We start from the raw sequence: 16256 nt of genomic DNA, 5'->3' as shown, positions 1-16256 counted from the left end.
GCATGCTTATCATCAGGTACAGCAGCAATACACTTAGCACTTGTGCAATTAGGAGTTGGACTAAACGATGAGGTATTATGCCAAACCTTTACATTTTCTGCATCAGCAAACCCAATAACTTATCAAGGAGCAAAACCTATATTTATAGATAGTGAATTAGAAACTTGGAACATGTGTCCAATTCACTTAGAAACAGCTATTAAAGATAGAATTGCAAAAGGAATTACACCAAAGGCCATTGTAATTGTACATTTATACGGTATGCCAGCAAAAGTAGAAGAGCTTTTAGCAGTGGCAAAAAAATATGACATTCCAGTAGTTGAAGATTCGGCTGAAGCTTTAGGCTCAACATATAGAGGAAGAAAATGTGGTACGTTTGGAGATTATTCAATTTTATCTTTTAACGGAAACAAAATCATTACTACTTCTGGCGGTGGTGCAATGGTTTGTAATACTGAAGAAAAAAAGAAAAACACGATCTTTTTAGCAACACAAGCAAGAGATCAAGCACCACATTACGAGCATTCTCAAATAGGTTATAACTACAGAATGAGTAATATAAGCGCAGGTATTGGTCGTGGACAAATGGAAGTTTTAGATAAACATATTAGTCTTAGGCGTGATATGAATGCTTTCTACAAAAACATATTTAAAGACATTAATGGTGTAACTGTTTTTACAGAATCTAATCAAGAGTTATTCTCAAACCACTGGTTAAGTTGTATAACTATTAGTGAAAACGCTCCATTTACTAAAGATGAGTTCTATAATAAAATGTTAGAAGCGAATATAGAAACTAGACCACTTTGGAAACCCATGCATTTACAACCAGTTTTTAAAAATGCACCATATTATGGTGGTAAAATTTCCGAAACATTATTTAATAGTGGATTATGTTTACCAAGTGGTTCTAATCTTACTAATGTAGATAGAGATAGAATAATTGAGGTTGTAGAAAGTCTTAAATAGGTTATTATGCTTATTTTACTAGGAAAATGCGGTTATATTTCTATATTGTAATTATAATTAAGATATTTACAGTCCCAATTATAATGGTCTAAATGTTTAAAAAATTAAAGCAAGCATTATTTCAAGTATTAGAATCTAGTCGGAAAAAGATAGATTTTAAAAATATAAACTATCTGCCAAGATGGGCAATATTGTGTTTCGACAGTTCTATTTTATTAATTGCACTAATAATTACTAAAATTATTATTGGGAATCTTAAAAATGGAACACTCTATTTCTCATACCTACCTACAGCTCAAGAGTTAATAGTTATAATTGTAAACGTTTTATTCTTTATCTTTTTTAGAACCTATGCAGGCTTAATTAGACACTCTACATTTATAGATGCTGTAAAATTCTTTTTAGCTTCTGTAGCTACATTAGTAACTAGTCTTAGTATTCATTATATTTATTTTTTGTTTAATAAGAAAAGTATTTTTCTAGTCCCAGAGATTCTAGTGTATGCTATTATTTCTTTTTGTGGCTTATTTCTTTTTAGAATACTAGTAAAATACATTTTTGAATCTTATCTAAACTTTCAACACCAAGAAGAGCAAATAAACGTTATGGTTTATGGCACAGATGAAAATGCAATCGCAATTGCATCAGCCTTAAAATCAGAGAAGCCATCACGATATAGAGTATTAGGGTTTATAGATAGAGAAGGGAAAAATAAAAGTAAAGAAATATTAGGGCTTCCAATAGTTCATATTTACAGAAAAATAGCGGTCACTTTAAGAGCAAATAGTGCGCAAGCTTTAATTATTGCAGATAACAATCTAACTAAAGAAGAGAGTATTGCAATTATAGACAACTGTCTTGAATATAACTTTAAGGTCTTTAGAGCACCTTTAATATCAGATATTGAAAACAACAAAAGTTTATCTAATCAAATTGAAAAAATTCAAATTGAAGATATTCTAGAAAGAGAACCAATTAAATTAGATAATAAACTAGTAGCTAAAGAAATTTACAACAAATGTATTCTAGTTACAGGAGGTGCAGGATCTATTGGAAGTGAAATAGTAAGACAGGTTGCTAATTACAAACCTAAGAAACTATTAATTTTAGATAATGCCGAAACACCTTTGTACCGTATCCATCACGAAATAAATCAAAAATTCCCAAATTTAGACTTTGAAGCCATTATATCAGATGTTAGAAATAGAGCTATTTTAGAGGAAGTCTTTAGTACACACAAACCAGACGTTGTTTATCATGCAGCAGCATATAAACATGTACCACTAATGGAAAAGCATCCATCTCAAGCAGTGTTTGCAAATGTAATAGGCTCCAAGAATGTTGCAGATATGGCCAATAAGTACAAAGCCGAAAAATTTGTTATGGTATCTACAGATAAAGCTGTAAATCCAAGCAATGTAATGGGAGCTTCTAAACGTATTGCAGAAATTTATATTCAAGCGCTTCAAGGAAAATTAAAAATAGACAACAAATCTACAACTCAATACGTAACAACTAGATTTGGTAACGTATTAGGTTCTAATGGCTCTGTTGTGCCATTGTTTAAAAAACAAATAGAAGAAGGAGGACCATTAACCATTACGCATCCAGATATTATTAGATACTTCATGACTATCCCAGAAGCCTGTCAGCTTGTAATAGAAGCAGGAGCAATGGGAAATGGAGGAGAAGTTTTTATTTTCGATATGGGAGAAGCAGTAAAAATTATAGACCTAGCTAAGAAAATAATCCGTTTAGCTGGATTTACACCATATAAAGAAATAGATATCAAAGTCATAGGCTTAAGACCAGGTGAGAAGTTGTATGAAGAACTTCTTAATGATAAGTCTGAAACGCTACCAACATACAACGAAAAAATAATGATAGCTAAAATAGAAAGCTATGATTATGATTTTATAAATAAACTAATCTTAGACCTTTCTAATACAGCTAAGGAAGGAACAAAAAATGAAATAGTACTTAAAATGAAAGACATTGTGCCAGAATTTTTAAGTATGAATTCAGACTTTGAAATACTAGACAAAAAAATAGTATAAAACATAATTAGAGCTCAAATGAAACGTTTCATTAAAATGAAGCGTTTTTTTATTATAAACAGTATCAATTTTTAATTGAGAAGGAACATGTTAAAAATGTCTTTGCACAAGAAAATTTATTAATAATATGTGATTTAAAAACAATAAAGAATACAAATGAAAATAGCAGTAATTGGCACAGGATATGTAGGTTTAGTAACAGGAACTTGTTTGGCAGAAACAGGAAACGATGTGCTTTGTATAGATATAGATGCAAATAAGGTTAAACTAATGCAGCAAGGTCAAGTACCAATTTACGAACCGCATTTAGATGTTTTATTTGATAGAAATATTAAAGCGAAGCGCTTAAAATTTTCAACTAATTTAGAAGAAGGCCTAGAACATGGAGACATTATATTTTTAGCACTTCCAACACCTGAAGACGAAGATGGCTCTGCAGATTTGAAGTATATTTTAGGAGTAGCAGATAATATTGGAAAGCTTATTAAAGACTACAAGGTTATTGTAGATAAAAGTACAGTTCCAGTTGGTACAAGTGAAAAAGTAGAAGCAGCTATTGCTAAAAACACAACAGTAGATTTCGATGTGGTTTCTAATCCAGAATTTTTACGAGAAGGTTTTGCTGTAGACGATTTTTTAAAACCAGAGCGTATAGTAGTTGGAGCAAGTAGCGATAGAGCTATTAAATTAATGGAGAAATTGTACAAACCTTATGTGCGTTCAGGAAATCCAATAATAATAATGGATAAGAAGTCTGCAGAGCTTACCAAATACGCTTCAAACGCATTTTTAGCAACTAAAATCACTTTCATGAACGAGATAGCCAACTTTTGCGAAAAAGTAGGTGCAGACGTCGATAAAGTAAGAATAGGAATGGGAACAGATTCAAGAATAGGTAAACGTTTCTTATTTCCAGGAATAGGTTATGGAGGCTCTTGTTTTCCTAAGGATGTAAAAGCACTACACAAATCTGGAAAAGATAATAATTATAATTTTCAAATTTTAGATTCAGTTATCAATGTAAATGCGAGACAAAAATTAGTGTTGATTCCTAAAATTCAAGCCTATTTTAAAAACAATTTAAAAGGTAAAAATATAGCTATTTGGGGATTAGCATTTAAACCAGAAACAGACGATATTCGTGAAGCACCAGCACTTTATATAATAGACAGTTTACTAGAATCTGGTGCTAATATTATAGCCTACGATCCAGAAGCTATGCCAAATGTAAAAAGAAAATTAGCAGATAAAATTAGTTATGCAGAAAGTATGTATCAAGCTTTAGAAAATGCAGATGCATTAGTAATTTGTACAGAATGGAGTATATTTAGAACACCTAATACAGATAAAATGAAAACCGTAATGAATAATAACATTATTTTTGATGGTAGAAATTTATACGATGTTAAAGATGTTGAAAATGAAGGCTTTAAATACATATCAATAGGAAGAGAATGAGTATAAAAACAGTGTTAATAACAGGAGCAGCAGGATTTTTAGGATCTCATTTGTGCGATCGCTTTATTAAAGAGGGTTATCAAGTTATTGGTATGGATAACTTTATTACTGGAGATAAAAAAAATATTACTCACCTTCAAAAACATGCTAATTTTAGTTTTATAAAGCATGATGTTACAGAATATATTAAAATTGAAGGAGATGTAGATTATATCTTGCATTTTGCCTCACCAGCAAGCCCTATAGATTATCTTAAAATACCAATACAAACACTTAAAGTAGGTTCATTAGGAACGCATAATTTACTTGGTTTAGCAAAAGCTAAAGAAGCAAGGTTACTTATAGCATCTACATCAGAAGTGTATGGTGATCCATTAGTACATCCTCAAACTGAAGCATATTATGGTAATGTAAACACCATTGGCCCAAGAGGTGTTTATGATGAAGCAAAACGTTTTCAAGAGTCTATAACAATGGCTTACAATAGGTTTCACGGATTAGAAACACGTATTGTTCGCATTTTTAATACTTATGGACCTAGAATGAGACTTAATGATGGTCGTGTAATTCCGGCTTTTATGGGACAAGCACTTCGTGGCGAAGATTTAACCATTTTTGGAGATGGTTTACAAACACGCTCTTTTTGTTATGTAGACGATCAAGTAGAAGGTATTTATAGGTTACTATTAAGCGACTATAGCTTGCCAGTTAATATTGGAAACCCTCATGAAATAACAATAAAAGATTTTGCCGAAGAGATTATTAAACTAACAGGCACAACACAAAAAGTTATATTTAAAGACTTACCAGTAGATGATCCTATGCAAAGGCAGCCAGATATTTCTCTTGCTAAAAAAATATTAGATTGGGAACCTAAAATAGGAAGAGCAGAAGGTATGAAAATTACCTTCGACTATTTTAAAAGCCTAAGTAGTGATGCCCTTTATAAAAGCGAACATAAGGATTTTTCAAGCTATAATAATAAATAGCAAATGGAATATATTCGTGGAAGATATTCATGGTTAATAAGGCCTTTATTGGTTTTTTTCGACCTATTTATTATTAACCTTTTAGCATTTTATTCTTTTAATCTAAACGAAGAAAATCTTCATTTTTTTTCTTCAGCGATTTTTAATAATAAACATTTATTATTTATAGTATATTCTCTAGTATTTTGGATGTTATCAACATCTTTTATTAATTTTTATAATGTTTATAGGTATACTTCAGTATTAAACATTCTATCATTATTAATTAAGCAATTTCTAATATTTTCATTCCTAGTTTATGCTTTTATAGGAGTCTTTAGAAGTGTTAATATTCAGGCATTTATAACCTTTAAATATTTAGTTTCAACCTTTTTAATCATTGGTTTTATAAAATTTTTAAGTTATTATTTACTTAAAGCTTACCGTCTAAAACTAAAAGGAAATGTACGTCGCGTTATTATTATTGGTGACACCCAAGGCGCAAATGAGTTAAAATCGATATTTAATCAAAAAAAAGAATTAGGATATAAATTACTAGCACGATTTAGTAATAAAAAAACAGATGATATTACTGGAAGTATTAAAGAAAGTTTTATTTTTTTAGAAAAAAATAGCGGTATCGACGAAATTTACTGCGCAATAGAAGAGCTTACAGAAAACCAAGTAAACGATTTTGTAAAGTATGCTAACTTACACCATTGTAATATTAAATTTATACCAGAAACTAAAAAGCTTTTTACTAAGCGTTTAAAAACAGATTTTTATAATTATTTACCAGTACTTTCAATACAAGAAGCTGCTTTAAATAATAATTTTAATAAATTATTTAAACGGGCTTTCGACGTTTTGTTTTCTTTATTTATTATTGTTTTTATTTTGTCGTGGCTTTCTGTAGTTTTATTTATTTTAATAAAATTAGAATCTAAAGGCCCATTATTCTATAAACACAAACGTAACGGAATTAATTACAAAGAGTTTAATTGTTATAAGTTTAGATCCTTAAGAACTATAAATGAAATTAAAGGCTCTTACGTTAAACAGAACGATACAAGAGTTACTAAAATAGGTAAATTTTTACGCCATACAAGTATAGATGAGTTACCACAGTTTTTTAATGTGCTTCTTGGAGACATGTCTGTTGTTGGTCCAAGACCTCACATGCTATCTTACACAGAAGATTACTCAAAAAAAATAGATAAATATAATTTTATTTTTCGTCATCATGTAAAACCAGGTATTTCTGGTCTAGCTCAAATTAAAGGCTATAGAGGAGAAATAAAAAGTGATGAAGACATTATAAACCGCATTAAATTCGATAATTTTTATATTGAAAATTGGTCTATATTATTGGATGTAAAAATTATTTTCCAAACCATATTTAATATCTTTAAAGGAGAAGAAAAAGCCTATTGATTTTGAAACGAGCATGTTAAAAATTTTATTACTTAAAGAAATGATTAATAGCGAAGAGTATGTGACAATTAAAAATAATAATGTTAATACATGAAAGCACTCGTTTCTATAATTACACCACTTTATAATTCGGAAGCCTTTATAACCGAAACCATAAAGTCTGTTATAAATCAAACACATACTAATTGGGAAATCATACTAATAGACGATTGCTCAACTGATAACACTATTAATAGCGTCAACAATTTCATTTCAAATAACAGCAATATTAAACTTCTTAAAAATGAAACCAATCAAGGAGCAGCAGTATCTAGAAACAAAGGAATACTAGCTGCAAAAGGCGATTATATTGCTTTTTTAGATGCAGACGATCTTTGGAAACCAGAAAAACTAGAAAAGCAATTAGCATTTATGCAAAACCAAAATTGCGAGGTTTGCTTTAGTAGTTACGAGCAAATAGACGAGGCAGGAAAACCTTTAAATAAACTAGTAAAGGCACTACCTGTTTTAACCTACAAAAAATATTTAAAAAGTAATTACATAGGTAATTTAACAGGAATATATAACGCTAAAACATTAGGCAAAATAACGTCACCTAACTTACGTAAACGTCAAGATTGGCTATTATGGTTAAATGCCATAAAAGCCTCTGGAAAACCAGCTCAAAGCATACAAGAATCGTTAGCTTTTTATCGTGTTCGAGAAAATTCTATGTCTGCTAATAAAGTAGAATTACTAAAACATAATTACTGGGTTTATAAAAAAGGTTTAGAATTTTCTACTGTTAAATCGTTATGCTATATGCTAACCTTTCTATGGGAACACTTTTTTGTAAAGAGTAAACAAACGGTTACTTTACATAAGAAATAAACTGTTTCACTTTTCCGCTTTTAGCACGTTCTAGGCTTTCTTTTCTTTCAAACGAAACAGTTAAACCAGGTTCTAAATAATTATCAAGTGCTTTTTTAATTGTTTCTTTTTGAGTCTCATTTAAATCTTCTTCAGCAACATAACTTACCTTAAACGTATCGAGTTTAAACTGCTCTAACATAAACTCTTTTATTTTCGAAGCATCTTCTATAACTGTTTTTGTTACGTAATACATAGTAAAACCTGCAGCTGTTTTTCCGCTTGGTAAGTTTAATGTATCGTTAGTTCTACCTGCTAAAGATTCCAAGATAGGTTTGTTTAAAGTACTGTTTTTTGAGAGTGTTCCAATATCGCCTAAATCGTAGCGAATAAAAGGATGCGCTTTGTTGTAGAGTGAAGTAATTACTATGCGACCTTGTTCACCATGTGGTAAAATATTATTGTTATCGTCTAGAATTTCTACATATAAATCGTCATTATTTATAAGCCACTCATTATTTTTATTTTGAAATGCAATCAATCCTAACTCTGCACAACCATATTCGTTAATAACCGAAACACCAAATTGTTTTTCCAATAACTTTTTATCGTTCTCAAATAAAGTTTCAGAAGTAGCAATACACACTTTTAAACTTTTACATTTATCTTTTAATACAATATTTTCACGGTCTAAATATTTTCCAAAAAGCGTTAGTGCGTTAGAATAACCATAGAGGTATTCGTAATTAGATTTACCAAATAACACAACGTTTTTAGCAAGCTGTGTATCACTCATATCAAAAACCGAAAATCGAAACCTGTTACTTAATTTATCTTTTAGCCTTTCTTTATAATAACTTATTTTGTTTAAAGGAATACCATAAAATCGTGCTTGTTTAGAGGTGTTTAAATCCAAACTGTGCCAACTGTATCTATCCATAAAAATAGCCCAAGACAAAGCATGAGAGAATTGATCTTTTGCAAACGATAACGGATAACCAGAAGAACCAGACGTATTATTAACCAGACAGTTTTTAGTTAAAAAACCTTCAGATAATCTATTGTTTAAAGGCTGTTGTAAATCGCGTTTAGTTAAAACTGGAATACTATTCCAATCTTCTACATTGGCTTTTTTAGCAAAAGATTTATAAAACAGATTGTTATTTAAATGGTGATTTACAATAGCAGTTCTTTTATCAATAATATCTTGTTCTTTCTCTTTTGCAGACATTGCGTTAATTTTTTCCAAAGCAAGCTTCGCTTTTTTAATTGGAAAGCCTTTTAATTTTAAAGAAAGTTCAAATAGATTCAAAAGAAAAAATTATAAATATGAATTTGTAAAGTAAATAATTATTTTTGTGCAAACAATTACAACTATGAATATTTTAATACTAGGCTCTGGCGGAAGAGAACATACAATAGCATGGAAATTAGCACAAAGCACTACGTGTAGAAATTTGTATGTTGCTCCAGGAAATTCTGGAACAGCAACAATAGCTACTAATGTTTCTGTTAGTGTAACCGATTTTCAAGCCATAAAAGAGGTTGTGTTAAATAATAATATTACAATGGTTGTTGTTGGACCAGAAGATCCATTAGTACAAGGTATTCACGATTTCTTTCTTGAGGATGAATCTCTTAAAAACGTTGCTGTTATTGGGCCGCAAAAAGCTGCTGCTGAATTAGAAGGGAGTAAAGAATTTGCAAAAGAGTTTTTATTTAGACACAATATTCCAACTGCTGCATACCAAAGTTTTAATGCTAATACAGTTGAAAAAGGTTATGCTTTTTTAGAAACACTAAATCCACCTTATGTTTTAAAAGCCGATGGGTTAGCTGCTGGAAAAGGAGTCGTTATTTTAGAAAATTTAAATGAAGCTAAAGCAGAACTAAAAGCCATGCTTGTAGATGCTAAATTTGGAAATGCAAGTACCAAAGTAGTTATAGAAGAGTTTTTAGATGGTATAGAATTAAGTTGTTTTGTGTTAACTGATGGCAAAAATTATAAAATTCTACCAACTGCTAAAGATTATAAGCGCATAGGTGAAGGCGATACAGGTTTAAATACTGGTGGAATGGGAGCCATTTCTCCTGTACCTTTTGCAGACGATACTTTCATGTCTAAAATTAAAGAACGCGTTGTAATCCCTACAATTAACGGATTACAAAAAGACAATCTACCATATAAAGGTTTTGTGTTTATTGGCTTGATAAAAGTAGGAGACGATCCTTTTGTAATAGAATACAATGTACGTTTGGGAGATCCTGAAACCGAAGTGGTTTTGCCACGTTTAAAAAATGATTTAGTCGATGTTTTTCAAGCAGTAGCCAACCAGACTTTAGATAAAATAGATATAGAAATAGACGCTCGTGCTGCAACTACAGTAATGTTAGTTTCTGGTGGTTATCCTGAAGCTTACGAGAAGGGAAAAGAAATCTCAGGTATTGAAAATATAGAGAATTCTATTGCTTTTCATGCAGGAGCACAAATAAAAGATAATAAAATAGTAACCTCTGGTGGTCGTGTAATGTCAATTACTAGCTTTGGAGAAACATACCAAGAGGCCATAAAAAAATCTTATCAAAATATAGAAAAGCTACATTTTGATAAGATGAATTATCGAAAAGATATTGGATTCGATTTAAACTAATTAAATTAGTTTTATAAAAATGAATGCGAAGAAATACTTTTATCTTCTTCGTTATTGCTGTCAAATTTCTTTAATTGTAACATCCAGTAAACCATTGCTGCCATACAAATAATTACAAATAACCAGTTAATACCGTTTGCCATAACCCAGTTTTCTAACTCAAGTTCTCTAAGCATATCTAGAGGTGCAAATGCAACGTTTACAAAAAAGTCTTGTATTGCAAGAAATAAATCTTTCATAATAATAGTAAATTTATATAGCAAAAATACAAAAACAGATAATGATTACAAGTATTTTTAGTAAATCTAAACCAATTAATTTTTTAATTGTTTTTTTATTGTCTGCTTTGGCCTTGCTAATTGCTATTTATAAGTATGGTGGTTTTGTTTTAACAACCGTTACTTTTTTTAAATTAGCAGCTGTTTTTTTATGCTGTTTTTTATCGGCTTTACTAGTCGATTTTATAGTAACAAAAAACTCATTATCCCAAAAAGGAAATGCTGAGGTTTTTATATTTAGTTTTTTTCTACTTACTATTCCACAAGTGTTTTTAGATTGGGAAATTGTAGTCTCTAATTTTTTAGTACTCTTAGCTTTAAGAAAAACACTTAGTTTAAGAACGCAAAAAGAGCATATTAAGAAACTGTTTGATGCAGGTTTTTTAATAGGTTTTGCAAGTCTACTTTACTTTTGGGCGATTCTCTTTTTTATATTAATTTTTGTTGCTTTATTATTCTATGCAGAGTCTGAAATTAAAAAATGGATGACACCTTTTCTTGGTTTATTAGCAATAGCTTTATTAGCCACAGGTTTTTCTATAATAGTTAACGAAGATTTTTTTACTACCTTAAATATAAACCCAATAGTTGGGTTTAATTTTAATGCTTACAATTCTATTCAATTTATCGTGGGAATAACAATGTTGTCGTCCTTTGGCTTGTGGTCTTCAATTTTCTACTTAAAAGATATAAAAAAGAAAAAGAAAACGTTTAGACTATCATACAATGTAGTATTTATGGCTTGTATGTTGGCAACAATTTTAGTAATTATAGCACCTAAAAAAGATGGAAGTGAATTCTTATTCTTGTTCGCGCCACTAACAATTATTATTTCAAATTATATAGAAACCATAGAAGAGAAGTGGTTTAAAATACTTTTTGTTAGTTTATTATTGGTTATTCCGCTTGCGCTATTAGCGCTGTAATTTTTCACCAAAAGCTAAATCTCCTGTATCACCTAAACCAGGAACAATATAACCTTTATTATCAAGACCTTTATCTACGGTAGCTATCCATAAATGTGTATTCTTGGGAAAATGTTTAGTAACAAAATCGATGCCTTCTTGTGCTCCTATAACAGCAACTAAATGTATTTCTTTAGGTGTCCCAAATGGTTTTAAAGCTTCAAAAGTGGCACTTAAAGATTGTCCTGTAGCAACCATAGGATCTGCAAGAATTAAGGTTTTACCTTCTAAGTTTGGGCAAGCAAGGTATTCTATAATAATTTCAAATACTTCTGGATTTTCTAAATGATGTCTATAAGCAGAGATAAAGGCGTTTTCAGCTTTATCAAAATAATTTAATAAGCCATTATGTAAAGGTACTCCTGCTCTTAAAATAGAAGACAACACAATGTTATTATCAATCGTTTTTATTTCTGCTTCTGCTAAAGGCGTCTTTATTTTTTGGTTTTTAAAACTGAAGGATTTACTCATTTCATAACCTAAAATTTCGCCTATACGCTCAATGTTTCTTCTAAAACGCATGCTGTCTTTTTGAATGTTTACATCGCGTATTTCAGAAATAAAAGTGTTTAAAACCGAGTTTTCTTCAGATAAATTATGAATATGCATAGTAGTGAATATTAGTATTGAAAGGTAAAGTTAAATATTTATCCGTAATTTTACAGTCTTAAAACTAAATCACTATGTTTTCAACTAAAGCCAATGCTATTTTTCAAGATGTAATAGCTAAATACCATGAAATTAATACAGTAGATCAACCATTTACTAATAAGTATGAAAAATCAGACTTGCTAGAACATTTACTTTATAGAAAATGTTGGATAGATACAGTACAATGGCATTATGAAGATATTATTAGAGATCCTCAAATAGACCCAGTTGCTGCCTTAAAACTAAAGCGTAAAATAGACGCTTCTAACCAAGATAGAACAGATATGGTAGAATATATTGACAGTTATTTTTTAGAAAAATATAGTACTGTTTCTTCTAAAAGTAATGCTACAATTAACACTGAAAGTCCAGCTTGGGGAGTCGATAGACTTTCTATTTTAGCACTCAAAGTGTACCACATGGAAGAGGAAGCAACAAGAACAGATGCTACAGATGCGCATAGAAATGCTTGCCAGAAAAAATTTGATATTTTATTAGAGCAACGCGTAGATTTATCTACAGCAATAGATACGTTATTAGAAGACATTAGTAAAGGTGACAAATACATGAAAGTATACAAGCAAATGAAAATGTATAATGACGATGAGCTTAATCCTGTACTAAGAGGACAGAAGTAATTTAATATGCTTCCTTTGTTTTAAAAAAAGTATTTAAATAACTATCAACACTTATAAATTAAAATTTAACAAATGGATAAAATTTGGATAATTGCTACATTGCTTTTTCTTATAATTACCTTTGTTTTCTGGAGGTTAAGCAACCGTTACTACAAAAAAGAGTATGGTAAAAAGATGTGGAAACTTTGGGTAACGAAAACTTTTTATTGGCAAGGCGTAATTCTTATAAGTGGAGGAATTACAATAGCAACACTATTTGCTCTAAAATTTGGAAACGTTTTAACTTTTTAAATTAAAACAAGTAAACATTTATAAAAAGGACATAAAGTTGTTAAACATTGCCACAAAAACCAAAACATATTCTAGTCATTAGACTCTCTGCAATGGGAGACGTTGCTATGGCTGTTCCTGTTTTGCGTGCTTTTACAACACAATACCCAAATACTAAAATCACCGTTTTAACACGAGAATTTTTTAAACCTTTTTTTAGAGATTTAGAAAATGTTACCGTTTTTGCTCCAGATTTAAAAGGAAAGCACAAAGGTTTTTTTGGGCTTTATAAACTTTCAAAAGAATTAAAAAACTTAGGAATAGATCAAGTTGCAGACTTACATAATGTTTTAAGAACTAATATTTTAAAGTTTTTTTTCTTTGGTAAAACCTTCAAGCAAATAGATAAGGGTCGTGATGAAAAAAAAGAGTTGGTTAAAGGTCAAAAATTCGAGCAACTTAAAACAACATACGAGCGTTATGCAGATGTTTTTAGAAGTTTAGGTTATACTATTAAACTTGCTAATCCTAACTTTCCTAAACAGCAAGAATTAGCGGAAAGCACCCAAAAATTCTTAGGTAAAGACAATAAAAACTGGATAGGTATTGCTCCTTTTGCTCAATACCAGTCTAAAATGTACCCATTAGACTTACTGGAACGTGTTATTTTAGAACTCTCTAAAAAGCACAAAGTTATTTTGTTTGGTGGTGGTGTAAAAGAGATTAAAATTCTAAATAAAATTCAAGATAAATATAAAAACGTAATTAATCTAGCAGGAAAATTAACTTTAAGCCAAGAGTTAAATGTTATTTCAAATCTTGATATTATGTTGTCTATGGACTCAGGCAATGCACATATTGCTGCAATGCTTGGTAAAAAAGTAGTTACAATTTGGAATGTTACACATCCTTTTGCTGGATTTTCACCTTTTAATCAGCCAGAAGATTATAGTTTATTAGCTAATAGAAGTCAATTTCCATTGATACCAACTTCTATTTACGGTAATAAGTATCCCGAAAACTATAAAGAAGCCGCTAGAACAATTGCTCCAGAAACTATTATTAGCAAAATAGAATCTGTGTTATAAAAAAAACCTCACTTAAAAAGTGAGGTCTAATTTTGGTTTGATAACGTATTAAAAATATCTACTGTTTTATCCCTTAAACTAACAAATTCTTACCGTTATAACCTGAGAACAAATCTATACCGTTAAGCGAGATAATTACAATACACGTTCCTTTTTCTTTGTGAAATCGACAAAACACTAATAAGCAAGATTAAGTGTGTTTTTAGTCTTTATTTTTTTAAACATCATCGTAATCCACAACAATTCTAGAGCTTGTAGGTTGTGCTTGGCAAGTGAGTACTAAACCTTCTGCAACCTCATTATCTGTTAGTATGTTGTTTTGTCTCATGGTAGCTTTGCCTTCTGTAATTCTAGCAATACAACTGCTACAAATACCACCTTGGCAAGAATATGGCGCATCTATATCTTTACTTAATGCAGCATCTAAAATGGTTTGAGATTGTTGCATTACAAAGGCTATTTCTTCATCATCAACAATAACTTTTATTTCTGTTTCTCCTGCATTTACTTTGTTTTCAGTAGTTTCTTCAGTTTTTGAAGCTTTAAAAAGTTCAAAAAGCACTTTATCTTCAGCAATATTGTTTTCTGTTAGCACTTCTTTTACAGTATGTATCATAGCTTCAGGACCACAAAGGTAAAAAGCATCTATAGTAGTGTCTTTGTATTTGTTTTTTACAATAAGATTAACTGTACTTTTTTCAATACGTCCAAATAAAGCATCTGGTTCTTGAGACTGGCTAAACACAAATTTAATATCAAAACGGGCTTTATACTTGTTGTTTAGTTCTAGTAGCTCTTCAAAAAAGATGGTCTCTTTTTTTGATTTATTGCCATAAACCAATACAAACGTACTGTTAGGTTCTGCCTCTAAAACTGTTTTTGCAATACTTAAAACAGGAGTAATACCACTTCCTGCAGCAAATGCAGCTATAGTTCTAGATTTAGAATGGTCTGGAGTAAAAGCAAAACGACCTTGAGGTTCTGCAACTTCCATTGTATCTCCTTCTTTTAAAGTGTTATTTGCGTGTTTAGAAAATGTTCCATTTTCAACTTCTTTAACTGCAACAGTAATGTCTCCACTTTTTGGCGATGAGCACAAAGAGTAATCTCTTCGTATTTCTTCATTATTTATTGTGGTTTTAAGCGTAATATATTGTCCTGCAGTAAAGTTGAAATTATCTTTTAAATGCTCTGGAATATTAAAACTTAGCGTCACACATTTATTTGTTTGACGTATAATGTTTTTTATTGAAAGTTTATGAAATTGAGCCATGCGTTTATTTTTTTGTAAAAATAGTGAAGCTTTAAACTAATAAAAATGAATTATGATAAAAATAATACCTAAGATTATTATGCATAAGAAATTTATGTATATTTGAAATATGAGTAATTCTAAATTATATAAAGGTAGTTTAACAACCATTATTTTAAAACTTTTAAACGAAAGCGATAAAATGTACGGTTACGAGATTACACAAAAAGTAAAGGCGTTAACCAATGGTGAATTAAAAATAACAGAAGGTGCTTTATATCCAGCTTTACACAAATTAGAAGCCGAAGGTTTATTAGATGTCGAGGTTAAAAAAGTAGATAACCGCTTACGTAAATATTATAAACTTACTGAAAATGGCGAAAAAGAAACAACCAATAAATTAAATGAATTGGCTAATTACATTAGTACAATGCAAGCTTTGGTGAATCCAAAATTAAGTTTAGAATAATGACGAAACTAACCAAAGAAGACATACAATTTATAGATAACTACCTAGAAAATTCTGATGTAATTTATGCTGATATTCGTATGGAAATGACAGATCATGTGGCTTCAGAAATTGAAACACTAATGGAAGCAGATGCAAGCTTATATTTTTACGATGCTTTTAAAAATTATATGATTAAAAATAAAAAGAATTTACTAAACCAGAATAAGAAGTTTGTAAATACGATTACCAATGAAAATGCGAAACTTATTTTTAAAGA

Annotated in this window: 16 protein-coding genes and 1 pseudogene; 13 read left to right on the top strand and 4 right to left on the bottom strand. The window is 30.2% G+C overall.

Annotation, left to right across the window (positions count from 1 at the left end):
• The 6 genes from Q0C58_RS08670 to Q0C58_RS08645 form a co-directional block, all read left to right on the top strand.
• The coding region (locus tag Q0C58_RS08670) for a DegT/DnrJ/EryC1/StrS family aminotransferase (protein ID WP_290700131.1) at positions 1-969 on the top strand (969 nt) is incomplete at its 5' end.
• A gap of 92 nt (positions 970-1061) precedes the next feature.
• A complete protein-coding gene (locus Q0C58_RS08665; protein WP_290700129.1) occupies positions 1062-3026 on the top strand; it encodes a nucleoside-diphosphate sugar epimerase/dehydratase in 1965 nt (654 codons plus the stop codon).
• 156 nt (positions 3027-3182) lie between these two features.
• Positions 3183-4484: a UDP-glucose/GDP-mannose dehydrogenase family protein gene (locus Q0C58_RS08660; protein WP_290700124.1), complete on the top strand. Its 1302-nt coding sequence runs from the start codon at positions 3183-3185 to the stop codon at positions 4482-4484.
• A gap of 2 nt (positions 4485-4486) precedes the next feature.
• A complete protein-coding gene (locus Q0C58_RS08655) occupies positions 4487-5473 on the top strand; it encodes a UDP-glucuronic acid decarboxylase family protein (RefSeq protein ID WP_290700135.1) in 987 nt (328 codons plus the stop codon).
• A 3-nt stretch (positions 5474-5476) separates the two neighbouring features.
• Positions 5477-6886, top strand: coding sequence for an exopolysaccharide biosynthesis polyprenyl glycosylphosphotransferase (locus Q0C58_RS08650; protein WP_290700121.1), 1410 nt, complete (start codon positions 5477-5479; stop codon positions 6884-6886).
• A 90-nt stretch (positions 6887-6976) separates the two neighbouring features.
• Positions 6977-7756, top strand: coding sequence for a glycosyltransferase family 2 protein (locus tag Q0C58_RS08645; RefSeq protein ID WP_290700118.1), 780 nt, complete (start codon positions 6977-6979; stop codon positions 7754-7756).
• On the opposite strand, the gene Q0C58_RS08640 is transcribed toward Q0C58_RS08645, so the two are convergent.
• Entirely contained in the window at positions 7737-8984 is a 1248-nt protein-coding gene (locus Q0C58_RS08640; protein ID WP_366841526.1) for a phenylacetate--CoA ligase family protein, read from the bottom strand. The genes Q0C58_RS08645 and Q0C58_RS08640 overlap by 20 nt on opposite strands.
• Positions 8985-9111: 127 nt before the next feature.
• Here Q0C58_RS08640 and purD point away from each other — a divergent pair, with 127 nt between their 5' ends.
• Positions 9112-10386, top strand: coding sequence for a phosphoribosylamine--glycine ligase (gene purD / locus Q0C58_RS08635; RefSeq protein WP_290700111.1), 1275 nt, complete (start codon positions 9112-9114; stop codon positions 10384-10386).
• Between the two features lie 11 nt (positions 10387-10397).
• Here the strand turns inward: purD and Q0C58_RS08630 are convergent, their stop codons facing one another.
• Complete coding sequence (locus Q0C58_RS08630; RefSeq protein WP_290700108.1) at positions 10398-10625, bottom strand: uracil phosphoribosyltransferase; 228 nt, start codon at positions 10623-10625, stop codon at positions 10398-10400.
• 41 nt (positions 10626-10666) lie between these two features.
• Here Q0C58_RS08630 and Q0C58_RS08625 point away from each other — a divergent pair, with 41 nt between their 5' ends.
• On the top strand, positions 10667-11590 hold the full coding sequence (locus Q0C58_RS08625; RefSeq protein ID WP_290700105.1) for a DUF6427 family protein: 924 nt from the start codon (positions 10667-10669) through the stop codon (positions 11588-11590).
• Here the strand turns inward: Q0C58_RS08625 and upp are convergent.
• A complete protein-coding gene (upp, locus tag Q0C58_RS08620) occupies positions 11579-12238 on the bottom strand; it encodes a uracil phosphoribosyltransferase (RefSeq protein WP_290700101.1) in 660 nt (219 codons plus the stop codon). The genes Q0C58_RS08625 and upp overlap by 12 nt on opposite strands.
• 74 nt (positions 12239-12312) lie before the next feature.
• Here upp and Q0C58_RS08615 point away from each other — a divergent pair, with 74 nt between their 5' ends.
• The 3 genes from Q0C58_RS08615 to Q0C58_RS08605 all read left to right on the top strand — a co-directional run bounded on the left by Q0C58_RS08615 (position 12313) and on the right by Q0C58_RS08605 (position 14276).
• On the top strand, positions 12313-12918 hold the full coding sequence (locus tag Q0C58_RS08615) for a DUF4254 domain-containing protein (protein ID WP_290700098.1): 606 nt from the start codon (positions 12313-12315) through the stop codon (positions 12916-12918).
• A 72-nt stretch (positions 12919-12990) separates the two neighbouring features.
• Complete coding sequence (locus Q0C58_RS08610; RefSeq protein ID WP_290700095.1) at positions 12991-13209, top strand: hypothetical protein; 219 nt, start codon at positions 12991-12993, stop codon at positions 13207-13209.
• Between the two features lie 92 nt (positions 13210-13301).
• Positions 13302-14276 carry a glycosyltransferase family 9 protein gene (locus tag Q0C58_RS08605; protein WP_290700133.1) on the top strand — a complete coding sequence of 325 codons (975 nt, stop codon included), beginning with the start codon at positions 13302-13304 and terminating at the stop codon, positions 14274-14276.
• A gap of 217 nt (positions 14277-14493) precedes the next feature.
• Here Q0C58_RS08605 and Q0C58_RS08600 read toward each other — a convergent pair whose 3' ends face one another.
• Positions 14494-15549, bottom strand: a complete 1056-nt coding sequence (locus Q0C58_RS08600) for a ferredoxin--NADP reductase (protein ID WP_290700093.1) — start codon at positions 15547-15549, stop codon at positions 14494-14496.
• A gap of 109 nt (positions 15550-15658) precedes the next feature.
• On the opposite strand from Q0C58_RS08600, the gene Q0C58_RS08595 reads away from it, so the two are divergent.
• Together Q0C58_RS08595 and Q0C58_RS08590 are read left to right on the top strand one after the other, a co-directional pair.
• Positions 15659-15997, top strand: coding sequence for a PadR family transcriptional regulator (locus tag Q0C58_RS08595; RefSeq protein WP_290700090.1), 339 nt, complete (start codon positions 15659-15661; stop codon positions 15995-15997).
• Positions 15997-16256, top strand: a pseudogene (locus tag Q0C58_RS08590) (hypothetical protein); the annotation flags it as partial. The gene Q0C58_RS08595 and the pseudogene Q0C58_RS08590, both read left to right, overlap by 1 nt.

This window comes from Lacinutrix sp. (assembly GCF_023299985.1).
In the GTDB taxonomy this organism is placed as follows: Bacteria; Bacteroidota; Bacteroidia; order Flavobacteriales; family Flavobacteriaceae; genus Lacinutrix.
This window is presented reverse-complemented; position numbering and strand designations above follow the sequence as displayed.